Origin of the sequence: Streptomyces sp. NBC_01808 (genome assembly GCF_035917395.1) — a bacterium.
Classification (GTDB): domain Bacteria; phylum Actinomycetota; class Actinomycetes; order Streptomycetales; family Streptomycetaceae; genus Streptomyces.
Genome location: NZ_CP109072.1, coordinates 4,313,228 through 4,333,446 on the forward strand (window position 1 = coordinate 4,313,228; position 20,219 = coordinate 4,333,446).

The window sequence follows — 20,219 nt, forward strand, 5'->3', positions numbered from 1 at the left end:
CCAGCGGCGGCGGTACGAGCCCCCCCGACCCGTACCGCCGCCGCTTCCCCCGGAGGCGGCGAGGCCGCCCGCTACATCGCCTCGAACTCGATGTCCGAGACCTGGTCCTCCGTCAGCACCGAGTCCGCGGCGGGAGCCTTCGGCTTCACCGGCTCACCGAACGCCGAGAACGCCAGGTCGACTTCGGCCCCCTCGGGGTCCGTGATGGTCACCGGGTACGGCTTGCCCTCGGCGGCGATCTTCATGCTGGCGCCGTCGCTGGTCTTGGGGTCCTCGTTCACGTAGGGCACGACCGCCACGCCCTTGTGCTTCGTCTGCTCCTTCTGCGTCATCCCGGGGCTGAACGACACGACGCTGTCGGTCTGCTCGACATACGTGTCGATCTTGCAGAGGTCCGTGATGGCCGACTGGACGTCGGACCTGGTCTCCTCCAGGTACGAGCCCTCGACCTGTTCGATCACCGCGGCGTCGTACATGTACTCGGAGTCCAGGTAGGCGGCGTCGGGCTTCATCCACGCCTTGTCGCCCTGCATGACGAACTCGACGGCACCGTCGTCGGTCGTGGCGCTGCCGACGCAGTTGCCCTTGTCGTCCAGTTGTACGTCGATCTGGGCGGGGTCGGCGACGACGATCATCTCGCCGACCGCGTGCACGGACTTGGCGGCGCGCATCGCCTCGACGGCGTCCGTCTGCGTGGGACCCCCGCTCGCCCCGCCGCCGCCCTCGTCGTCGCTGCCGCAGGCGGTCAGCGCGAGCAGCGCTGCCGTCCCGGCCACCGCGACGGCGACGCGATGCCGACGTATGACGTACTTCATCTCGACCTTCGATCACTCGACTGCTGGGCGCCTCCCGGGGGTTGACCTTGGCTCGGCCGGAGGAGGCGCACACGTTACCTGCGGAGCATCGGACAGCCAAAACGTTCCAGCGCACACGGATCACGGGCGCGCCCCCGCCCGTTCAGCTCGCGCACAACTAACTTGCACACAAGGGAATTGTGCGCTAGCTTCATGGGCGTCGCCGGGGCCTCCCGGCGGGGTAGGAAACCAGCCACGGAGGCTCCTCATGTCGAACCGCAAGCAGCCGACCGTCGTCCTCGTCCACGGCGCCTTCGCCGACGGGTCGAGCTGGAACGGGGTGGTGGACAAGCTGAAGAGCGCGGGATATCCGGTCGTCGCCCCCGCCAACCCGCTGGCGGCCACCATGGCCTGGGGCGGCTAGCCGGTCAGAACGACGTGCTCCACGCGTGCCGCACGCGGTCAGTCGGCGTCGGGGCGGTGCCAGTTGTGTGGGGGGAGCAGGGGGTCGTAGGCGCCGTCGGGGAGGTCGTCGGTGAGGCGGAGGGACCAGCGGTGGAGGCGTTGGGTCAGGTCCGCCCGGACGTGGCGCAGGCGCGGGTCGTTCCAGCGGTCGTGCAGCTCCATCGGGTCGGCGGCGACGTCGTACAGCTCCGCCTCCCCGTCCACGTGCTGGTAGAGCTTGTACCGGTCGTGCCGCAGCATCCGCGAAGACCCGCTCTGCGTCACGCTGTTCAGCTCGTCGTACGTCGTCCCCTCGTACGGGAAGTGCAGCTCCGGCCGCGCGTCGTCCGGGTACGGCAGCCCGCCGTACCCCCGCTCGGTGACGACGTCCGCGAACTCCGCCGCCGGGTAGTCCGCCCCGGTCAGCATCTGCCACATGCTGCGGCCCTGGACCCCGAGCGGCAGCGGCCGCCCCACCGCCTCGCAGACCGTCGGCAGCAGGTCGGCGAGCGAGACGAAGTCCCGCCGGTTGTCCCGCGCCTCGACCCCGCAGCCGTGGACGACCATCGGGATCCGCGCCAGCACCTCCGGCATCCCGGCGCCCTTGCGCTGGAGGCCGTAGTCGCCGACGTAGTCGCCGTGGTCGGCGAAGAAGACCAGCAGCGTGTCGCGCCAGACGTCCTGTGCCTTCAGATGGTCGACGAGGCGGCGCAGTTGGTCGTCGATGAGCCGCAGCATCCCGCAGTACGTGGCGCGATACCGCCGCCAGAGCCGGTCGTACCCGGGCCGCTTCTCCTCCACCAGCTCCCGCAGCCACTTGTAGGCCCCGCCCTTGCGCTCCGCGGCATCGGGCCCGCACGTCCGCGCCGGCACCTCGTCCTCGCCGAAGAGCGAGAAGTACGGCTCCGGCGCCTGGTACGGGTTGTGCGGCTCGGGCATGGAGATCCACGAGAAGAACGGCTTCCCCGGGTCCCGTGCGGAGATCTGCCCGATCGCGTCGGACACGATCCGGTGCGCGAACTGCAGCTCCACCGGGAACGGCGTCGCCTCCGTCGTCGGGCCGTGGTCGATGGACCGCATCCAGCGCGCGAAGTCCTGCTGCTCGACGGTCTCGTCGGGGCCACTCTCGTGCCAGTAGGGACCGGAGAAGGCGTCGAAGAACTCCTTCCGCCCCCGGTACATGTGCGTCTTCCCGGCGTAGAAGAGCTGGTACCCGGCACCGCCGAGCACATCGAGCAGGTCGTCTCCCCGCGCCACCCCCTGCGGCGTGGAGTTCTGCCGCACCCGGTGCGCGCTGGGCCACCGCCCGGTCAGCACGCTGGTGCGCGCGGGCACGCACGCGGGCGCGGTCGTGTACGCCCGCCGGAACCGCATGCCGCCGGCGGCGAGGGAGTCGAGGAAGGGCATGGTGTCCAGACCGAACCCCTCGCCCGCGGTGAAGTCGGCACGGAATTGGTCGGTCATGACGAACACGATGTTGGGCGCGGTAGGGCACGTCACAGCGTCCGTTCCTTTCCGGTGAGCGGTACGGAGAAGGAGGAGGAGAAGGAGGAGTGCTACCGGCACCATGCGAACGCCCGCCGGACCCCGTCAATGACCGGACGATTTAATCCGGTCCGTCCAGCCAGTCGAGGATCGTGCGCATGCCGTCGTGCCAGTGGGCCTCCAGCAGGTCCGCCGCGTGCGCGAAGTCGCCTGCGGCGAGGGCCGCCAGGACCTTCCGGTGCTCGTGGTCGACCTCCGCGCGGTGCTTCACCTCGCGCATGTACGTGAGCTCGTAGCGGGACAGGTTCGTCCGCAGTTGGGTGAGCATCCCCAGCAGGTGGCGGTTGCCCGCCGCGGCGGCGATCGCCGTGTGCCACTCGGTGTCGAGCTGCCACCGGCGTACCGGGTCCGCGCACTCTTCGAGTTCGTCGAGCGTGGTGCGCAGCCGCTGCGTCGTGGCGGGGTCGAGCGCCGTGATCGTACGGATGGCCAGGGCTTCGAGGGCGGCCAGCACGGGGTACAGCTCGGCGGCGTCGCGGCGGACGAGGGGGCGGACGGTGAAGCCGCGGGCCAGGGCGGACTGGAGGACGCCTTCGGCCTGGAGGCGGAGGAGGGCTTCGCGCACGGGGGTGCGGGAGACCTGGAGGGTGCGGCTGAGGCCGGCCTCGGTGAGGGGGGCGCCCGGGGCGTACTCGCCCGCGGAGATGAGGGCGACGATGCGGAGGTAGACGGCTTCGCGGAGCGGCTCAGCCCGGGCGATGGGCTCGTTCGCGCCTGCGGGGTACGTGGTCATTGCTGGTACGGGCTTTCGTCGCGGTGGCGTTGCTCGAACTCCCAGCGCATGCACAGGGTGCTCGGCGAGATCATCCGGTCGACCGCCATGATGCCGTCCAGGTGGTCGATTTCGTGCTGGAGCACACCGGAACGCGCCGGTCAGCACCCCCGAGGCCCGGACCATCGCCGACGGGGTCGCCGTCCGGGTGCCCGTGCCCGCGGCCGTCGACAGGATGCGCGGCCTCGTGGACGACGTGGTGCTCGTCGACGACGACCAGATCCGCGAGGCGCTGCGGGCGGTACGCGACACCGTGGGCCTGATCCTGGAACCCGCCGCCGCCCTCGGCGTCGCCGCCGCACTCCACCACCGCTTCGGGCCCGGCACCCTGGCGACCATCGTGACCGGCAGCAACTTCTCTCCCGGACTCCTCGCCGAACTCGCGGAGTTGCCCGTCCAGACCGACTGACCCCGGCGGCCCCGCCGCGCCCCGCCCGCCGCCCCCGCGCCTCCCCAACCCGAGGCCGGGGACGGCGCTTTGTCGCCGTCTCTTCACGAAGTAGTCGCGTCCGGACCGTTTACTTCCGGCCACGGCATGCGTAACGTGCCCATCGCAACGCTCACGTTAACGTTCATGTCGAGGCTGGAGCCGAGATGCGTCCCAGATTGCGTGCACTATCCACCGTGGTGGTCCCCGGCGTCGCGATAGCCCTCGCGCTGCTAGGCGGGTCCGCTGCCGCGGCCTCAGACCAGGAGGACCAGGGGCAGAACGGTCGGCACGGAGCGGCCGGGCAGACCGTGGAGGTCCGGGTCGGCACGTACAACGTGTGCGGCCACGGGTGCCTGCCGACCAAGGCCGAGTGCGAGCGCGTCATCGGCCGCGACTGCGCCACCAAGCTGCGCCCCTGGGCCGAGGGCCGGGCCGCGGACGTCGCCGCGGACATCGACGCGGCCGGGCTCGGCGTCGTCGCCACCCAGGAGATCGGCAACAACGCGACGCCCAGCCAGCCCGCCGTCGACGTCGAGTCGTTCCGCGCGCCGCTGACCGCCGCCCTCAAGGAGTACGGCTACGCCGAGGCCCCCGCCGACTACGCCGGCACCCGGCACCCCGAGAAGGGCTACCCGCTCAAGTCCGGCGCCGGCCGCTACACGTACTACGACGCCTCCCGCTACTCCCACCTCGACAGGCGCGGCCGCGAACTCCCCCACGACCTGCTCTGGCTGCCGGACTCCACCGAGATCTACGGCAAGACCATGACCTGGAACGTGCTGCGCGAGAAGAGGTCGGGCGCCCGCTTCGTCGTCGTCGACATGCACCTGGAGTACCGCAAGAACGGCGCCACCGACCCCAACGGCTGGACCAAGAACTGGGACGAGGTCCGCTACGCCGACGCCAGGCGCACCGCCGAGGAGCTGACCCTCCGCAACAAGCACACCCGTAACCTGCCCATCGTCTTCGCCGGCGACATGAACTCCGGCTCCACCGCCGAGGGCGCCAGCGCCATCGACGCCTTCTCCGATGTCGGCTTCACCGACGCGCTCGCGGTCGCGGACCGCGTCACCGGCGACGAGTACGCCTCGTACAACGGCGGCAAGATCCCGCTGCCCCTCGGCGAGAAGATCGACCACCTCTTCGTCCGGAACGGGACGAAGGTCAGCGAGTGGGTGCAGATCCCGCAGACCACCGCGACCGAGGGGCCGCAGGCCGAACTCCTGCGCTCCGACCACAACCTCTCCTACGCCACCGTCCGCCTCATGAAAGGAAACCGGTGACGACCGCACCACACACCGATCCGCGCCTGCTCGACCCGAAGCTGGCGAAGTTCAACCCGCTGCGCCGCATCCTCGTCCACGACGACTTCAACACCGGGACGCACGGGTGGATCGAGCTGATCGGCAACCACGACCAGCACGGTGATCTCGACACCGTCGACGAGCACATGTCGGACTTCCGGCCGCCGCAGCTCAGCTCCTGCAACTTCTTCGACGTCGGCACGCACGGGGCCATGTCCGGGACGTACGCCCTGAAGGTCGCCACCCGGCCGGTCACCGGGCACACCGCCGTGGCGATCCGGCGGCTGACGATGTCCGGCCGCGGCCGGGTGCAGTTCGAGACGTACTTCGCGTACAAGGCGGAGGCCGCCTCGGCGGAGAACGGCGCGGCGACCGCCGCGGGCGGCGGCCGGTGGGACGCCAACAACCACCCGTCGGAGCAGCAGTTCGGCGCGCTCACCGTCGCGACCGACATCTGCGACGGCGTGCGCTACCACAACGTCGTGCGCTATCAGAACACCGATCTCGACCACGAGGTGCAGCACCGCTGGATGTACCCCACGGTCCCCGAGCCGACGCCCCGCGAGCACTTCGAGGGCAAGGTCAAGCTCCCGCGGACCGCGGACTTCACCGCCCCGGACCCCGCCGACTGGCGGCAGTTCGGCGAGCGGCAGGACCTCTGCTTCAACGAGGTCCCCACCAAGGTCAACTGGCACTACCTGCGCTGGGTCATCGACACCAGCACCCGCAGCAACGTCGAACTCCAGGTCAACGACGTCGTCCACGACATGTCCGACGTGCCGGTCCCGCCGTACGACGAGGAGTACGGGTCGCTGCAGAACCTGCTCAACTTCTACGTCTCCGTCCGCACCCACACCGACGTGCGGAACTTCCTGTACCTCGACTCCGTGCTGATCTCGGTGGACTGTTGACATCCTCCCCCTCCGGGAGGAAGGGGATTCCTGGCTCAGGCAGCCTCCGGGAGCAGCGCTCCCGGAGGTCTTACACCCTCGGCACCAGCCGGGTTGAGACCAGCCCGGACGAGCATCACGCGGGCGGAGTTCTTGTCCCTGGGGCGAGACACTCCGCACGCGATGCACGTATACGTTCGTTCCGAGAGAGGCAGCGCGTGCTTGGTTCTCGCTCCGCAGTCTGCGCAATCCATCGTGGTGTGAGCCGGGTGCACCAGATGGACACCACGGCCGTGCTTGCGGCCCATCTCCACCAGGGCCGCCTTGGTGGCTCCGATCGCTGCATCCGCGGCCTTGCGGGCCATGGACGTCCTGGCGAGGAATTTCGGTCGAAAGTCCTCCACGGCGAGCACGTCGTGGTCACGGACCACGCGTTTGGCCCACTTGCGGGCCGTGTCCTGCCGCTGCCGGGCGACCTTCTTATGCAGCTTCGCGGTCTGCCGTTTCGCCTGAAGGTAGCCCTTAGACGCCGCCTTCCCCTTGGCGGGGCGCCTACGGGCCATCATCCGCTGATACCGGGTGAGTTTCTGCGTGGCCGTCTGGCCGCACTTCGGGTGCGGCAGGTCGTGGGAGTCGGAGGTGGTCGTGGCAGTTTCCCTCACACCCCAGTCGATGCCGATCACGCGGCCCGTGCCGGGCAGCTTCTCAGCCGGGGCGGCCACGACAAAACTGGCGTACCAGCCTCCGGTGCTGTCCTGATAGACGCGCACGCTCGACGGGCTGGCCGGCAGGTCCCGCGACCACACGACGCTCAGCACGATTCCGCCAGCCAGGTGCAGGCGCCTGCCCTTCAGACGGAAGCCGCGCCGGGTGTAGTTCAGCGACGGGCGCGCCTCGTGTTTCTTCTTCCACCGCGGCATTCCTGCCCGGCAATGCCGCGGGGCGCGTTCCTTGATGTCCTTGAGTGCCTTGGCGCGGGATTTGGCGAAGTCACGGATGAGCTGCTGCTGAGGGACCGACGCCCCTTCAGCGAGCCACGGTGTTCGGGCGCGTGCCTCGGTCAGCATCTTGTCGAGCGCGGCCGGGCCGACTTTCTCACCGTCGGCGTACGCCTTCTTGGACCGGGCCACGCACTCGTTCCAGATCCACCGGCACCGGTCCCACTCGACTTCGAGTGTGCGCCGGGCCGTACGCGACAGGCGCACACGGTAGCTGTATCGGGCGTACCCGGTGCCCTCCGTGGTCGTTCCTGTCGTCATGCATTCGAACCTACCTGGAAGGACTGACAGTTGACGTCTCCCCTCGGCACCCGCAATGGACTGGTGAGTGCCACATGACCATGCGACAGTCCTTCACCGCCGTCATCGAGCGCAACGCGACGCTGACGGGAGAGTTCACCACCGAGCCGTACGAGGCCGCCTGGGCCCGCGAGGCCCGCTGGTTCGTGCGCGTCCTCGACGCCTCGGGGCGCGCCCCGCGGATGCTCGTACGCACCCAGATCTCGCCTGACGGCCTGCACTGGTGCGACCTCGACCGCGGTACGGAGCAGTCCGTCGACCCCGACGACGGGCCGCTGCACAGCTGGCCCGCCGAGGGGTTCGGCGGCTGGCTGCGGCTGCGCGGCACCGTCGTCGACGAGCCGGCGAGAGACGCGGCGGACTCCGGCGACGTGCCCTCGTCCGTCAAGGTCCTGATCTACCTGGCACTCAAGTCCTGACCTGGAGGTGGTGAGATGACCGGGGCGAGCAGAGCGAGTGGCCGGGGCCCCGCGCGCCGGGACTTCCTGGCGATGGCGGGACTCGGCGCCACGGCGGTGCTGCTGTCCGGCTGCGGCGTCGGCAGCGCCGCGCCCAGCGGCGCGCTGCGCGCGGCGTTCGGGCAGCCGGTCACCGACCTGGACCCGTACAACGCCGCGACCGCCGTCGACGAGGCGTCGCTGATCGTCAAGCGGCTGGTCTTCGACACCCTCGTACGGCGCGAGGGTGCGGAGCTGGCGCCGGGGCTTGCGACCAGGTGGCGGCGGGAGGGCGACACGAAGTGGGTCTTCACGCTCCGCCGCGGCGCCGTCTTCCACGACGGCAGCGAGGTCACCGCCCGCGACGTGGTCGCGTGCCTGAAGCACACGCAGCAGGTTGCGTCCGCGCAGACCCCGTTGTGGGCCACGGTCACGGGCGCCGAGGCGCCCGACGACCACACGGTGGTCTTCACCACCGACGGGCCGCTCGGCTCGCTCCCGGTCAACCTCACCCTCCTGTTCATCGTCCCCGCACGGCTGGTCGCGGACCCGGAGCAGAAGCGGAGCCCCGTCGGCTCCGGTCCGTTCCGGGTCACCGGCTTCACCCCGTCGACCTCCGTCGAGCTGGCGCGGTTCGACGACTACTGGGGCGGCCGGGCGGAGCTGCCCGCCGTCTCCATGCCGTACATCGCGGAGACCTCGACGGCGATCACCGCCCTCCGCAACGGCGACGTCGACCTGCTCTGGCCGGTGCCGCCGGACCAACTGCCCGAGGTCACCGGGGTCTCCGGGATCACCGTCGAGTCGGTGCCCTCCTGGACGTACTACTTCAACTGGTTCAACTGCGGGCGCGAGCCCTTCAACGACCCCGACGTCCGCCGCGCGCTCTGCCAGGCCGTGAACGTGCCGCAGATCGTGGACTCCCTCTTCGGCCGCGGCGGCAAGCAGATGCGCGCGCCGATACCCGAGACCGTCGCCGGCTTCGCGCCGCAGCGGCCCTGGCCGTACGACCCGGACGAGGCGCGCCGGCTGCTGGCGCGGGCCGGGCTCGGGCGGGGGTTCTCCACCTCGATGATGTGGTTCGACGCCACCGGGCCGCTGTCGCGGGAGCTGGCGCAGGCGCTGATCTCGGCGTGGGCCGACATCGGCGTCACGGTCGAGCCGCAGAGCATCGAGAAGGCGATGTGGCTGGAGCGGCTCAACGGCCTCGACTGGGACATGAACCTCCAGACGAACACCGTGACCACCGGCGACGCCGCCTTCACCATCGGCCGCCTCTACACCTCGGAGGCGAAGCGCCTCGGCTACGCCAGCAGGGAACTCGACGCCGTCCTGGCCCAGGCCGCCGGTGCGCCCGAAGGCCAGGAACGCGACGCGCTCTACGGCGAGGCCTGCGGGACCATATGGTCGGACGCCGTCGGTCTCTTCCCCGTCACCCTCGTCACCGGGTACGGGCGCGCGAAGGAGCTGACCGGCTTCACCCCCGCCCCGAACAACCAGCCCGACCTCGCCGTGGTGGGGCGCCGATGACCCCGCGCCGGAGGATCCCATGACCCCACGCCGCCGACCCACGCTGCGCGACATCGCCCTGTCGCTCGACCTGTCGGTCAACACCGTCTCCCGGGCGCTCGCCGACAAGGACGCGGTGAGCCCCGAGACCCGCGAGCGGGTCAAGGAGGAGGCGGAACGCCTCGGTTACGTGCCCAACACCATGGCCCGCTCCCTCGTGCTGCGGAACGCCATGACCCTCGGGCTCGTCATCACCAACCCGGCCAACCCCTTCTACGCCCGCCTCATCTCCGCGATCGAGGAGCGCGGCCGCGAACGCGGCTACTCGCTGATGCTCATGGTCACCGAGGACTCCGCGGAGAACGAGCGCCGCGCCGCCGAGGAGCTGATGCGCTGGGGCGTCGACGGCGTGCTGGCCATACCCGTGCAGCACGGCGCGGAGCACTGGAGCCGGCTGCGCAAGTCCGGTACGCCCGTGGTGCTGCTCAACCGGCACCTGCCGGAGCTGGACGCCGACGTCGTGGGCGTCGACTACTACGCCGGTGCGCGCGCGGCGACCGAGCACGTGCTGGACGGCGGGGCGACCGAGCTGTACCTGGTCGAGGAGGACCTGGAGATCTCGCCGGTCTCGGAACGTATCCGGGGCTTCCGCGAGACGCTGGCGGCCCGCGGGATCGCGGCGCCCGACGACGCGGTGGTGCGCGTGGATCCGGCGGCCGCGCCGGAGGGGGTGCCGGCCTCGGGCCCCTTCGACCCCGGGGTGGCGTACGCCGTCGGCGCGGAACTGGCGCGGCGGGCGGGGCCCGGCGCGGTGGTGCTCGCGGGCAACGACTACCACGCGCTCGGCCTGTACCGGGCGTTCACCGAGCGGGGGCTGCGGGTCGGCACGGACATCGGCGTCGTCGGCCACGGCGACCACCCGTTCTCCGCGTACCTCGACCCGGCCCTGACCACGGTCCGGCTGCCCGCGCCCGACGTGGGCAGGGCCGGCGTCGACCGGCTGCTGGAGCGGGTGCAGTCCGGGCCCGGCTCCGTCGCGGAAGACGCGGATCCGATCCGTACGCTCCTGGCCCCTGAACTCGTCGTACGCGCCTCCGCCGGACCACTTTCGAAGAAGAGGTGAGCAATGATGGGCGCGTTCCTCGCCAAACGCCTCGCGCAGGCCGTCGTCGTCGCCTTCGGCGCGCTGACGCTGGTGTTCCTCATCGTGCGCGTCGTGCCGGGCGATCCCGCCAAGCTGATCGTCGGGCCGGACGCCTCTGCCGAGCAACTGGAGAGCGTACGGGCCGACTTCGGCCTCGATGACCCGCTGTGGCGGCAGTACGTCGACCACCTCGCCGGCATCGTACGCGGCGACCTCGGCGACTCCTGGCGCCTCGGCGGCTCCGCCCTCAGCAACACCCTGGACCGCTTCCCCGCGACCCTGAGCCTGTCGCTGGCGGCGCTGCTGCTGACCGTCGCCATCGGGATCCCGCTGGGCATGCTCTGCGCCCGCCGCCCCGGCAAGCTGCTCGACCTGGTGGTCTCCACCGGCTCGCTCGCCGGTCAGGCCATCCCGTCGTTCTGGCTCGGCATCGTCCTGATCCTCATCTTCGCCCGCCGACTCGACTGGCTGCCCGCGACCGTCGACGGCTCACCCAGCGCGGTGCTGCTGCCGGCCTTCACGCTGTCGCTGCCGTTCATCGGCTGGCTCGCGCGGCTGGTGCGCAGCAGCGCGCTGGAGGAGGGCGGCAAGGACTACGCCCGTACGGCCCGCGCGAAGGGCGTGGGCGAGGGGACGATCCAGTACGTGCACGTCGGCCGCAACATCGCGATCCCGGTCGTGACCGTACTCGGCCTGCTGATGGGCAACTTCATCGCCAACGCGGTCATCATCGAGGTCGTCTTCTCCTGGCCGGGCATCGGCTCGCTGATGGTCGACGCGATCACCAACCGCGACTACGCGGTCGTCGAGGCCGCGATCCTCACGATCACGCTGGCGTACATCGTCCTGAACCTGCTCGTGGACGTCGTCTACTTCGTCATCGACCCCCGCCTCACCCCGGAGGACGCATGAGCAGCACGACCGCGGCCGCGCCCGCTCCGGCGCCCGCCGCAGAAGAGCCCCGTAAGGGCAAGGCCCCCGGCGACGCCGCGCGGCGGGTGCCGGTGCGGGTGTGGATAGGCGCCGGGATCCTCGCGCTCTTCGTCCTCGCCGCGATCGCCGGGCCGCTGCTGCGCCCGTACGACCCGGTGGCCACCGACCTGCCGAACCGGCTGCTGTCGCCGGGGGAGCGCACCGACGCCGGCGACATCGCCTGGCTGGGCACCGACCAGATGGGCCGCGACCTGCTCGCCAACCTGCTGGCAGGATCCCGGATCTCGCTGCTGGTCGCCTGCGCGACCATCCTGGTCGGCGGCGCGGTCGGCCTCGTCGTCGGGCTGGTCTCGGGCTACTTCGGCGGCTGGCCGGACACGATCGCCTCCCGCATCGGCGACATCCAGCTCGCCTTCCCCTCCATCCTGCTGGCGATCCTGCTGGCCGGGGTGCTCGGCCCGAGCGTCACCAACATCGTCATCACGCTGGCGATCACGAGGTGGGTCATCTTCGCCCGTGTCGCCCGCGCGTCGGCGATGGCGACCCGGCGGCTCGGGTTCGTCGACTCGGCGCGGGTACTGGGGGCGGGACACGTACGCATCATGGTCCGCCACGTGCTGCCGTCCGTCTGGCAGCCGCTGCTGGTCGCGGCGACGGTGCAGGTGGGCCTGGTGATGGTCGCGGAGGCGTCGCTGAGCTTCCTCGGCCTCGGCGTACCGGTCGACACCTCGTCGTGGGGCTCCACCGTCTCGGTGGGGCGCGACTACCTGGGCTCGGCGTGGTGGATCTCCACGATGCCGGCGGCGGCGCTGGCGCTGGTGGTCACGGCGGTGGGCGTGATCGGGGACGGCTTCCGGGACGTGTCCGACCCGCGGTCGCAGATATGAGCAGAGAGGGGAGCACGATGTCTTCCACGGCCGCAGAGCCGGCCCCGGCGGCCCGCCTCCGGGACCTCCACATAGGCTTCGGCCGCGACGGTGCGCGGCGGGTCGTCCGCGGGGTCGACCTCGACCTCGTACCCGGCCGGGTCACCGCCCTGGTCGGCGAGTCGGGCAGCGGCAAGTCGCTGACGTCGCTGGCCCTGATGGGGCTGCTGCCCGCGGGCGCGCGGGTGAGCGCGGGGACGGTCGAGATCGAGGGCCGGGACACCGCCGGGTTCACCGACGCGCAGTGGCGGCAACTGCGGGGCGCGAAGGTCGCGATGGTCTTCCAGGACCCGATGGCGGCGCTCAACCCGTCGTTCACCGTGGGCTGGCAGATCGCGGAGACGCTACGCCGCCGGGGCACCGGCCGCCGCGCGGCCCGGGAGCGGGCGGTGGAGCTGATGCGGACCGTCGGCATCCCCGACGCGGAGGCCAAGTACGGCGCGTACCCGCACGAGTTCTCGGGCGGCATGCGGCAGCGGGCGGTCATCGCCATGGCCCTCACCCTGGACCCGGCGGTGCTGCTGGCCGACGAGCCGACGACGGCGCTGGACGTGACGGTGCAGGCGCAGATCCTGCGGCTGCTCGCCCGGCGGCAGACGGAGGCGGGGATGGCGATGCTGCTGGTCTCGCACGACCTGGGCGTGGTGGCCCGCGTCGCGCAGGACGTGGCGGTGATGTACGCGGGCCGGATCGTGGAGACGGGCGCGCTGGACGACGTCTACACGGCACCGGCACACCCGTACACGCGCGGCCTGCTGGACGCGGTCCCGGACCCGGCGCGGCCGGGGCGGCTGGTGCCGATCGAGGGCCAGCCGCCGGCGCCGGGGGCGCTGCCCGCGGGGTGCGCGTTCGCGCCGAGGTGCGGGTACGCCACGAAGGTGTGCGGGACGGAAGACCCCGCGCTGACGGCGGTGGGGCAGGCCCACCGGTCGGCCTGCCACCACAGCGGGAAGATCCTGGCCGAGGCGGGGAACGTGGAGGCGGCGTCATGAGCACGAGCGAGCAGACGCCGGAGGCACTGCTGCACATCCGGGACCTGCACGCGGGTTACACGGTCGCGGGCCGCTCGGGCCTCGGCCGCCGCCGTGTCGACGCGGTCGCGGGCGTGGACCTGACGGTACGGCCGGGACGTACGGTCTGCATCGTCGGCGAGTCGGGCTGCGGCAAGTCGACACTGGCCCGCGCGGTGGTGGGCCTGCTGCAACCCTTTGCGGGATCGGTCTCCTTCGCGGGCCTGGACCTGGCGACGGCGGGCCGCCGCGAGCGGCGGCGGGTGGCGAACGACCTGCAGATGGTCTTCCAGGACCCGTACACGTCGCTGAACCCGAGGATGCGGGTCGCGGAGATCGTGGCGGAGGGCTGGTACATCCACAAGGAGATGGCACCGGCGGACGAGGCGAAGGAGGTGGCAAGCCTCCTGACCCAGGTGGGCCTGGACGCGTCGTACGCGGGCCGCCGCCTGCACGAGCTGTCGGGGGGCCAGTGCCAGCGGGTGAGCATCGCGCGGGCGCTGGCGCTGCGGCCGAAGCTGATCGTGTGCGACGAGGCGGTGTCGGCGCTGGACGTGTCCGTACGCGCCCAGATCCTGAACCTGCTCGCGGATCTGCAGCGGGAGCTGGGGATCGCGTACCTCTTCATCTCCCACGACCTGGACGTGGTCCGGCACATCGCGGACGAGGTGGCGGTGATGTACCTGGGCACGATCGTGGAACACGGCACGGCGGCCCAGGTCTTCGAGTCCCCCCAGCACCCCTACACCCAGGCCCTCCTGGCCGCGGCCCCCTCGGTCCACGACCGCCCGGACACCACCACGACCCTCCCCCTCACCGGCGAGGTCCCCTCCCCGGCCAACCCCCCGTCCGGCTGCCGCTTCCACACCCGCTGCCCCCTGGCGACGGACCTGTGCGCGTCGGAGGCCCCGGCCCTCCGCGTACGAAACGAGGGCACCCACCCGGCGGCATGCCACTACGCGGGGCAGGAGGTGCCGGCAGCGTCCTGAAGGTTCACCGGACGGCCACTTCTCGATGGCTTCACTCAGATGGGGCGGTGGTGTCGAGCACCACCGCCCACACCATCTTGCCAATGCCGTTGCGCTCGGCGACTCCCCACCGGGCCGCCAGCTTCTCGACCATGAGCAATCCATAGCCGCCGCAGTCATCGGGCACCCGCTGCTTCGGCCACACGTCCGAGGCGTCGTGCACCTCGATAATCACCCCGTCTTCCTGCCGCACAAAGCGCGTCTGGATCTCCCGCCCCGGTGGCACACGGGCATGTACCACGGCGTTCGTCATCAGCTCCGAAAGCACCAGCGAGGCCGGTTCCTCAATCCCGACCAGTCCCCACCCGGCCAACGCCTTACGCAACTGAGCCCGTGCCAGCCCCACGCATCGGGGATGCCGCCGCCACCGCCACTTCATGACAGAAACGCTGGCCATTCTGTTCTGATCGGTCGTCATACACGACACCTGTATCGCCTCAAAGCCGGTGTGCCGTGCTCAGCCGGCACGGCATGTGAAATACGGTCCGACGGCAGGGGCGTAGGCGGGAAGGACGGTGCCGGGGCGGATGCTTCACCCCGGGCGGACGATTCTCTCCACAATCGGTAATCGGACCACTACTGTGGCGCGGGTCGCAGGAGTTGATGCTGATGCCGTTACACCTGAACCAAGCTCTTCAACAGGCCATCGAAAAGGGCGGCTACACCCAAGATGACCTGGCAGAGGCCATTAACGAGGAACACGAGAAGCTGTACGGCTCGCCGGGAAGATGCAGTGATCGCCAGGTGCGCCGCCTGCTGACCGGCGAGATCGCGTGGCCCCGCGACGCCACCAGGCTGCCGCTGGAAGCGGTCCTCGGCCGCCGTGCCGACGAACTCGGCTTCCGCCGGCTGTCCGCCCTGCTCCACACCCGGGTTGCCCTGGGCCACTCCATCACCGGCCAACGCGGGCGTTGCGGGCAGTCGCTCCACCGCGCAGAGCAGGAACTCGACCGCGCTTCGCCGCAACCCCCGCCGTGGCTGGCTTTCTGCGGACCCGCGGAGCTGACCGGTCAGGCAGCCCTCTGCCACTACAACCTGGGCGATTTCACCGACGCTCTCCAGGCCGACCGCCAGGCCCAGACGCTCATGGGAGTCGGTGAGTTCCGGCGCAACGCGTTCGCCACGCACGTGAGCCTGGCGCGCAATGCCCAGGCTGCCGGTGAACCCGAGGAGGCGCTGGCTGCCGGGCACCGGGCCCTCGACCTGCTGCCCAACGTGCGCAGCCCGCGCTGGACCACCCATCTGCGCCGGTTCGGCCGATCGCTCGGACACGGACGGTTCACCCCTGCGACCGCCGAGTTCATGGAGCGCTACCGGATGGTTGCAGCGTGACCGGCGAAGTGCTCACCCTGAGCACCTACAACCGTGGCCGACTGCCGGAGATCCGCCACACGCTGATCGAGGTGTACGCGGAGGTCTACGCCGCCGAGGCCGCCGAGGATCCCTTCTTCTCCGTGGACAGGTTCGAACGCCGCCTTGAAGGCCACACGTCCACGCCAGGCTGGTCGTGCGTCGTGGGCGAGGTCGATGGCGTCGTCGTCGGCTATGCGTATGGCCGGCCGGACAGCCCCGAGGAGTGGGAGGCGGTGATCGATCCGGTCAGCCCCGACGTCCACGACTTCGGCCGCCGCACCGTCTTCGGCCTCTGCGAGATCATGGTGCGTACTCCCTGGCGCGGAACCCAGGTTGCCCGCGGCATTCACGACGAGCTGATGCATCAGCGCCCGGAAGACCACGCCTCGCTGACCGTGGAGACCGCCCACCCGAGGGTTCGTTCGCTCTACGAGCGCTGGGGATACAAGAAGGTCGGACAGTCGCAGCCGTTCCCGGACTCACCGCGCTACGACGTCATGGTCCTCCAACTGCGCTGAGGCCGGGGCGCTCAGCAGCCATGTCGGGGCGCCGGGGGTGTCATGCTGGACTTCGGCTCCCGACGGTGCGTGCGGATAGGGGAAAACGGTGGCGACTTCTGCCTCCCTGGTGAGGGTGGAGACGGTGGAACTCGACGCCGCCGGCGGAGGCCGGCAGATCGGCAGGAGGAGCGGCACGACCGCACCGCTTGCCGACCGCGGGCCCGAGATCGAGGCGGCGATCGTCCAGGCGTCCGCCGCCGACCGCGACCGCATGGAGCGGGCGGTCGACGTCCTCGCCCTCGCCGCCCAGAAGACCGCGGCCGTCCTCGGCGCGAGCCACCCCCAGGCGCTCGCCACGCTGCGCGCGTTCGCGGGTGCGGAGTACGAGGCCGCCGCGCTGCTCGTTCCCGGAGCGGCGGCGCACCGACGCGCGTGCCCTGGTGGAGTCGGTGGCGGCACGCTCGGGGGACTGTCAGGAGGGCACCCCGCCGGCACCTCCCCGGGCCCCGGATGACGCGGACTCCGTCCAGTTCTCGGTGCTCGGACCGCTCCGCGCCCGGCCCGGGGGGGAGATGCTGCAGATCGGCACGCCCCGGCAGCGCGCGCTGCTGGCCATCCTGCTGCTCAGCGACGGCCGCGCCGCCTCCCCCGAGGAACTGATCGAGGGCATCTGGGAGAACCCCCCGGAGTCGGCACAGGCCGCCCTGCGCACGTACGCCTACCGGCTGCGCAAGTGCCTCGGCCCCGACACGCTCGTACACGATGCCGGAAGGTACGCACTCCGGATCCGTGACAGCGAGTTCGACCTCGCCGTCGCGGAGGAACGGGCCTCGTCGGCCGAGGCCGCCGCCGCCGCGGGGCATGCCGAACACGCCCGCGACCTGTACGCGACCGCCCTCCAGTTCTTCGTCGGCGAGCCGCTCGCCGGGGTGCCGGGCCCGTACGCCGAGCGGCACCGCGAGCGGCTCTCGAAGTGGCGGCAGACCCTGCTGGAGCGACGGGTCGAACTCGACCTCGCCACGGGCCGCTACGATGAGGCCGTCGCGGACCTGACCGCCCTCACCCCCACAAACCCCCTCAACGACCGCCTGCGCGAGCTACTGGTCCTGGCCCAGCACCGCAACCGGCCGGAGGGGTGAGTCCTCGCGTAGCGTACTGGTGCGATCACACAGAGAGTGGAACGGTCCGGGCTCAGATGTACATCTGGTACATTGGTTGCATGAGTGAGCCCATCGTCGAAGCCATGGCCGAAGTGCGGGCCCACCTGGCCGACACCGTCGACCGTGCGCGCCGGGAAGCCACCCCGACCATCATCACCCGGCGGGGCAAGGCCGAGGCCGTGATTCTCGACCTGGACGAGTACCAGCGCCTCAAGAAACTCGAGGAGAGCGTCGAGGACGCCTGGCTCTCTCGGCTGGCCGCAGATTCCCTGGCCGAAGGGCGCGAACCGACCGTCACCCTGGAAGACCTCGCCGCTGAGATCCTGGGCGAGGCTGGCCAGGCATGACCGACGGTGTCTACAGCACGAAATTCACCCAGGCCGCTCAGCGGCAGATGCGGGCCGTGCCGCTCCGCGAGGCGCGCAGGATCCTCATTCGCCTCGGGGAGTTCCAGCGCGCCATGGACAAGGGCGACACTTCGGCCTTCGACATCAAGCCGCTGACTGGCCAAGAGGGCATGTCCCGGCTGCGCGTCGGGGACTACAGGGTGGTGTACACGGTCGACAACGGCGAACTCGTCATCTGGGTCGTCGCCGTCGGCGACCGCCGCGACGTGTACCGCGCTCTGTAGATCACCGGCGGTGTCTCGCGGGCGTGACGCCGCCCGGCCAGGCGATCTTGTTGCAGACGTCGGTCAGTTTCCTCGTGCCTTCCTTCCACGTCACCGTGCGGTAGCCGGACGCGGTGATCTCCAGGGTGTAGACGCCGTCGACCAGGTACTCGCCGCGGGGCAGGTTGCCCTGGCCGTCCTTGAAGCCGATGAGGACCGGGCCCGTGGCGTAGGAGACGTGGCCGCCGTCCGGGGCGTACCGGACGATCGAGCGGCCGCCCGCGTCCGCGTCGTAACCGGCGCCCGTCTCCAGGTTGGTGACGCGGACGATGAGGGCGCCCTTGTACAGCTCGGTCTTCGGGGAGCCGTCGGGGTAGGTGGCGACGGTCTTGACCATGGTCTCGTCGAGGATGGGTTCGGTGCGGAAGGGGAAGTCGCAGCGTTCGCCCGCGGGGTAGTTCACCGGGGGGTAGTCGACCGGGCGCCAGCCCTCGTCGTCGCTCTCCCCGGCCGCGGCCGTTGCCGCCGGGGCGGCCAGGGTCGCGGTCAGGCAGAGCGCTGCGGCGGTGGCTGCTGCGTAACGGCGCATGGGTACCGGCTCCTTCGGATCGGGGCGCGTGCTCGTCCTCCGAGCCTGGTCCCGCCGCCTCACCGTCCGCTCACCACAACCGGCGTACGCTGCCCTCGTGTTGGAGTTCCGCCTGCTCGGGCCCTTCGAGGCGGTACGCGACGGCGCCCCCGTCTCGCTGAGCCGGCGGCGCCAGGAGCGGCTGCTGCTCGCGGTGCTGCTGCTCGCCCCGGGGCGGGCGGTGGCCGCCGGGCGGCTGGCGGAGGTGCTGTGGGACGGGGGCGGCGCGCGGGGCACGCTGCACACCTACGTCAGCCGGCTGCGGGTGGCCCTCCGGCCGTACGGGGTACGGATCGTGACCCGCGGCGACGGATACGCCGCCGAGCCGGGCGGGTGGCGGACCGACGCCGCCGAGTTCGCCGAACGGGCCCGCGCCGCCGCCGCGCTGCGCGACCCCGCGGAGCGGCTGCGCCGTACCGAGGAGGCGCTGGCCCTGTGGCGCGGGGAACTCCTCGACGGGCTCGCGGACGGCGAACTCCGCGCCCGGCTCGGCGCGGAGCTGGCCGAACTCCGGCTCGGCGCCCTGGAGCAGCGCGCCGAGGACCGGCTGCACACCGGCCGCGGCGGGGCCCGCGACGGCAGCGGCCCGCTCGCCGCCGAACTCCGGCCCCTGGTCGCCCGCTACCCGCTGCGCGAACGGCTCGTCGCGGCCCTGATGACCGCCCTCTACCGCGCCGGCCGCCAGGCCGAAGCCCTCGATGTCTACCGCACCACCCGCCTCGCCCTCGCCGCCGAGCTGGGCGTCGCACCCGGTCCCGCCCTCCGCGACGTACACGCGAAGGTGCTCGGCGCCGACCCCTCGCTTGACGAACCGCTGCTGCCCGCGTACGGCGTCCAGGTCCGGGACGTACGCCTGCCCCTGCACACCAGCGGCCAGCCCGCCCTGGAGTTCTGCAACACCTGGGCCGGCTGGGACGGCGCCCGCGCGGCCGGCGCGGAATGGCTGACCGGCTACCGGGCGCTCGCCGTGTGGTCCTGCCACCTCGGCCTCGTGGAGGACTGGCTGGTCACCCAGCTCCTCCAGCAGGCGGAGCAGCAGCCCGCCGCCGCTTTGGAAGTGCTGGCGGAGGCCCGCGAGCTGCGTACCGCGATGCACGACTGCTTCGTCGACCCGACCGACCGGCGCGCCTTCAAGCAGGTCGCGCGCACGGCGGAAGCCGCCGCCCGGGCGGCGGAGTTCCACCGCGACGACGACGGCCTGGGCCGCTGGCGGCTGCCCGCCTCGACCGGCCTGCGGCTGCCGGTGCTGGCGATCGCCCGCAGCGCCGCCGACCTGCTCGCCGACCCGCAGCGCTTCACGGTGACGGCGTGCCCGTCACCGGACTGCGGCTGGCTGTTCCTCGACGCCCCGGGCCGCCGCCGCTGGTGCTCCCTGGGCACCTGCGCGGCCCGGGAGGGCGTGGGCTGCCCCGACTGAGGGCGGGTGTGGCCCTCCAGGCCGTCGGCCCCCCAGGCCGTCGACCGGCCCCGGCCGCGTACAGGAATCAGCCTCCTCGGAGGGGTG

At 71.4% G+C, this 20,219-nt stretch carries 24 protein-coding genes and 1 pseudogene; 18 read left to right on the plus strand and 7 right to left on the minus strand.

All coding sequences use genetic code 11. The features are described from left to right. Positions 1-71: 71 nt before the first annotated feature. Positions 72-815, minus strand: coding sequence for a hypothetical protein (locus tag OG946_RS18830; RefSeq protein ID WP_326797228.1), 744 nt, complete (start codon positions 813-815; stop codon positions 72-74). Positions 816-1,062: 247 nt separating this feature from the next. Here OG946_RS18830 and OG946_RS18835 point away from each other — a divergent pair. Further along, positions 1,063-1,191 (plus strand): annotated as a pseudogene (locus OG946_RS18835) (alpha/beta hydrolase); the annotation flags it as partial. A 65-nt stretch (positions 1,192-1,256) separates the two neighbouring features. On the opposite strand, the gene OG946_RS18840 reads toward OG946_RS18835, so the two are convergent. The 3 genes from OG946_RS18840 to OG946_RS18850 all read right to left on the minus strand — a co-directional run bounded on the left by OG946_RS18840 (position 1,257) and on the right by OG946_RS18850 (position 3,641). Then, entirely contained in the window at positions 1,257-2,738 is a 1,482-nt protein-coding gene (locus tag OG946_RS18840; protein WP_326797229.1) for a sulfatase family protein, read from the minus strand. A 106-nt stretch (positions 2,739-2,844) separates the two neighbouring features. After that, positions 2,845-3,516 carry a GntR family transcriptional regulator gene (locus OG946_RS18845; RefSeq protein ID WP_326797230.1) on the minus strand — a complete coding sequence of 224 codons (672 nt, stop codon included), beginning with the start codon at positions 3,514-3,516 and terminating at the stop codon, positions 2,845-2,847. Beyond that, the gene (locus OG946_RS18850; RefSeq protein WP_326797231.1) at positions 3,513-3,641 is read right to left on the minus strand and encodes a peptide deformylase; all 129 of its coding nucleotides are present in this window, start codon (positions 3,639-3,641) and stop codon (positions 3,513-3,515) included. The genes OG946_RS18845 and OG946_RS18850 overlap by 4 nt, the downstream gene beginning before the upstream one ends. A 38-nt stretch (positions 3,642-3,679) precedes the next feature. Between OG946_RS18850 and OG946_RS18855 the strand changes: the two genes are divergently transcribed. From OG946_RS18855 to OG946_RS18865, 3 genes are all read left to right on the plus strand, one after another. Continuing rightward, positions 3,680-3,964, plus strand: a complete 285-nt coding sequence (locus OG946_RS18855) for a pyridoxal-phosphate dependent enzyme (RefSeq protein ID WP_326800306.1) — start codon at positions 3,680-3,682, stop codon at positions 3,962-3,964. A gap of 215 nt (positions 3,965-4,179) precedes the next feature. Then, positions 4,180-5,268: a hypothetical protein gene (locus tag OG946_RS18860; RefSeq protein WP_326797232.1), complete on the plus strand. Its 1,089-nt coding sequence runs from the start codon at positions 4,180-4,182 to the stop codon at positions 5,266-5,268. Beyond that, complete coding sequence (locus OG946_RS18865; protein ID WP_326797233.1) at positions 5,265-6,200, plus strand: DUF6772 family protein; 936 nt, start codon at positions 5,265-5,267, stop codon at positions 6,198-6,200. The genes OG946_RS18860 and OG946_RS18865 overlap by 4 nt, the downstream gene beginning before the upstream one ends. A gap of 35 nt (positions 6,201-6,235) precedes the next feature. Here the strand turns inward: OG946_RS18865 and OG946_RS18870 are convergent, their stop codons facing one another. Next, entirely contained in the window at positions 6,236-7,438 is a 1,203-nt protein-coding gene (locus tag OG946_RS18870) for an RNA-guided endonuclease InsQ/TnpB family protein (RefSeq protein ID WP_326797234.1), read from the minus strand. A 74-nt stretch (positions 7,439-7,512) separates the two neighbouring features. On the opposite strand from OG946_RS18870, the gene OG946_RS18875 reads away from it, so the two are divergent. From OG946_RS18875 to OG946_RS18905, 7 genes are read left to right on the plus strand one after another with little or no spacing between them, the layout of a single operon-like run. Then, a complete protein-coding gene (locus OG946_RS18875) occupies positions 7,513-7,896 on the plus strand; it encodes a hypothetical protein (RefSeq protein WP_326797235.1) in 384 nt (127 codons plus the stop codon). 15 nt (positions 7,897-7,911) lie between these two features. Continuing rightward, on the plus strand, positions 7,912-9,444 hold the full coding sequence (locus tag OG946_RS18880; protein ID WP_326797236.1) for an ABC transporter substrate-binding protein: 1,533 nt from the start codon (positions 7,912-7,914) through the stop codon (positions 9,442-9,444). A gap of 19 nt (positions 9,445-9,463) precedes the next feature. Next, complete coding sequence (locus OG946_RS18885; protein ID WP_326797237.1) at positions 9,464-10,546, plus strand: LacI family DNA-binding transcriptional regulator; 1,083 nt, start codon at positions 9,464-9,466, stop codon at positions 10,544-10,546. Between the two features lie 6 nt (positions 10,547-10,552). Beyond that, a complete protein-coding gene (locus tag OG946_RS18890) occupies positions 10,553-11,479 on the plus strand; it encodes an ABC transporter permease (protein ID WP_326797238.1) in 927 nt (308 codons plus the stop codon). Continuing rightward, complete coding sequence (locus tag OG946_RS18895) at positions 11,476-12,387, plus strand: ABC transporter permease (protein WP_326797239.1); 912 nt, start codon at positions 11,476-11,478, stop codon at positions 12,385-12,387. The genes OG946_RS18890 and OG946_RS18895 overlap by 4 nt, the downstream gene beginning before the upstream one ends. A 17-nt stretch (positions 12,388-12,404) precedes the next feature. Then, positions 12,405-13,418, plus strand: coding sequence for an ABC transporter ATP-binding protein (locus OG946_RS18900; protein WP_326797240.1), 1,014 nt, complete (start codon positions 12,405-12,407; stop codon positions 13,416-13,418). Next, positions 13,415-14,425, plus strand: a complete 1,011-nt coding sequence (locus OG946_RS18905; RefSeq protein ID WP_326797241.1) for an ABC transporter ATP-binding protein — start codon at positions 13,415-13,417, stop codon at positions 14,423-14,425. Before OG946_RS18900 ends, OG946_RS18905 begins: the two co-directional genes overlap by 4 nt. A 31-nt stretch (positions 14,426-14,456) precedes the next feature. On the opposite strand, the gene OG946_RS18910 is transcribed toward OG946_RS18905, so the two are convergent. Beyond that, a complete protein-coding gene (locus OG946_RS18910) occupies positions 14,457-14,882 on the minus strand; it encodes an ATP-binding protein (RefSeq protein ID WP_326797242.1) in 426 nt (141 codons plus the stop codon). A 191-nt stretch (positions 14,883-15,073) separates the two neighbouring features. Here OG946_RS18910 and OG946_RS18915 point away from each other — a divergent pair, with 191 nt between their 5' ends. The 6 genes from OG946_RS18915 (at position 15,074) to OG946_RS18940 (ending at position 18,108) form a co-directional block, all read left to right on the plus strand. After that, the gene (locus OG946_RS18915) at positions 15,074-15,796 is read left to right on the plus strand and encodes a hypothetical protein (protein ID WP_326797243.1); all 723 of its coding nucleotides are present in this window, start codon (positions 15,074-15,076) and stop codon (positions 15,794-15,796) included. Then, complete coding sequence (locus tag OG946_RS18920) at positions 15,793-16,335, plus strand: GNAT family N-acetyltransferase (protein WP_326797244.1); 543 nt, start codon at positions 15,793-15,795, stop codon at positions 16,333-16,335. Before OG946_RS18915 ends, OG946_RS18920 begins: the two co-directional genes overlap by 4 nt. 88 nt (positions 16,336-16,423) lie before the next feature. Beyond that, positions 16,424-16,831 carry a hypothetical protein gene (locus OG946_RS18925; RefSeq protein WP_326797245.1) on the plus strand — a complete coding sequence of 136 codons (408 nt, stop codon included), beginning with the start codon at positions 16,424-16,426 and terminating at the stop codon, positions 16,829-16,831. Between the two features lie 58 nt (positions 16,832-16,889). Beyond that, positions 16,890-17,456, plus strand: coding sequence for an AfsR/SARP family transcriptional regulator (locus tag OG946_RS18930; protein WP_326797246.1), 567 nt, complete (start codon positions 16,890-16,892; stop codon positions 17,454-17,456). Positions 17,457-17,536: 80 nt separating this feature from the next. Next, positions 17,537-17,824 (plus strand): type II toxin-antitoxin system Phd/YefM family antitoxin, encoded by a 288-nt coding sequence (locus tag OG946_RS18935; protein ID WP_326797247.1) that lies wholly within the window; start codon positions 17,537-17,539, stop codon positions 17,822-17,824. Next, positions 17,821-18,108: a type II toxin-antitoxin system RelE family toxin gene (locus tag OG946_RS18940; RefSeq protein WP_326797248.1), complete on the plus strand. Its 288-nt coding sequence runs from the start codon at positions 17,821-17,823 to the stop codon at positions 18,106-18,108. Before OG946_RS18935 ends, OG946_RS18940 begins: the two co-directional genes overlap by 4 nt. A 1-nt stretch (position 18,109) precedes the next feature. Here OG946_RS18940 and OG946_RS18945 read toward each other — a convergent pair whose 3' ends face one another. Next, on the minus strand, positions 18,110-18,676 hold the full coding sequence (locus OG946_RS18945; RefSeq protein WP_326797249.1) for a hypothetical protein: 567 nt from the start codon (positions 18,674-18,676) through the stop codon (positions 18,110-18,112). A gap of 100 nt (positions 18,677-18,776) precedes the next feature. Between OG946_RS18945 and OG946_RS18950 the strand changes: the two genes are divergently transcribed. Next, complete coding sequence (locus OG946_RS18950; protein ID WP_326800307.1) at positions 18,777-20,132, plus strand: BTAD domain-containing putative transcriptional regulator; 1,356 nt, start codon at positions 18,777-18,779, stop codon at positions 20,130-20,132. The last annotated feature ends 87 nt before the right edge of the window (positions 20,133-20,219 follow it).

Bases quoted from the DNA above. Each gene is read 5' to 3' on its own strand.
- OG946_RS18875 (WP_326797235.1), top strand. From the start codon at position 7,513: ATGACCATGCGACAGTCCTTCACCGCCGTCATCGAGCGCAACGCGACG.
- OG946_RS18935 (WP_326797247.1), top strand. From the start codon at position 17,537: ATGAGTGAGCCCATCGTCGAAGCCATGGCCGAAGTGCGGGCCCACCTG.
- OG946_RS18940 (WP_326797248.1), top strand. From the start codon at position 17,821: ATGACCGACGGTGTCTACAGCACGAAATTCACCCAGGCCGCTCAGCGG.
- OG946_RS18900 (WP_326797240.1), top strand. From the start codon at position 12,405: ATGTCTTCCACGGCCGCAGAGCCGGCCCCGGCGGCCCGCCTCCGGGAC.
- OG946_RS18915 (WP_326797243.1), top strand. From the start codon at position 15,074: ATGCCGTTACACCTGAACCAAGCTCTTCAACAGGCCATCGAAAAGGGC.
- OG946_RS18910 (WP_326797242.1), bottom strand. From the start codon at position 14,882: ATGACGACCGATCAGAACAGAATGGCCAGCGTTTCTGTCATGAAGTGG.
- OG946_RS18945 (WP_326797249.1), bottom strand. From the start codon at position 18,676: ATGCGCCGTTACGCAGCAGCCACCGCCGCAGCGCTCTGCCTGACCGCG.
- OG946_RS18830 (WP_326797228.1), bottom strand. From the start codon at position 815: ATGAAGTACGTCATACGTCGGCATCGCGTCGCCGTCGCGGTGGCCGGG.
- OG946_RS18905 (WP_326797241.1), top strand. From the start codon at position 13,415: ATGAGCACGAGCGAGCAGACGCCGGAGGCACTGCTGCACATCCGGGAC.
- OG946_RS18895 (WP_326797239.1), top strand. From the start codon at position 11,476: ATGAGCAGCACGACCGCGGCCGCGCCCGCTCCGGCGCCCGCCGCAGAA.
- OG946_RS18880 (WP_326797236.1), top strand. From the start codon at position 7,912: ATGACCGGGGCGAGCAGAGCGAGTGGCCGGGGCCCCGCGCGCCGGGAC.
- OG946_RS18870 (WP_326797234.1), bottom strand. From the start codon at position 7,438: ATGACGACAGGAACGACCACGGAGGGCACCGGGTACGCCCGATACAGC.
- OG946_RS18930 (WP_326797246.1), top strand. From the start codon at position 16,890: ATGCTGCAGATCGGCACGCCCCGGCAGCGCGCGCTGCTGGCCATCCTG.
- OG946_RS18890 (WP_326797238.1), top strand. From the start codon at position 10,553: ATGGGCGCGTTCCTCGCCAAACGCCTCGCGCAGGCCGTCGTCGTCGCC.
- OG946_RS18885 (WP_326797237.1), top strand. From the start codon at position 9,464: ATGACCCCACGCCGCCGACCCACGCTGCGCGACATCGCCCTGTCGCTC.
- OG946_RS18845 (WP_326797230.1), bottom strand. From the start codon at position 3,516: ATGACCACGTACCCCGCAGGCGCGAACGAGCCCATCGCCCGGGCTGAG.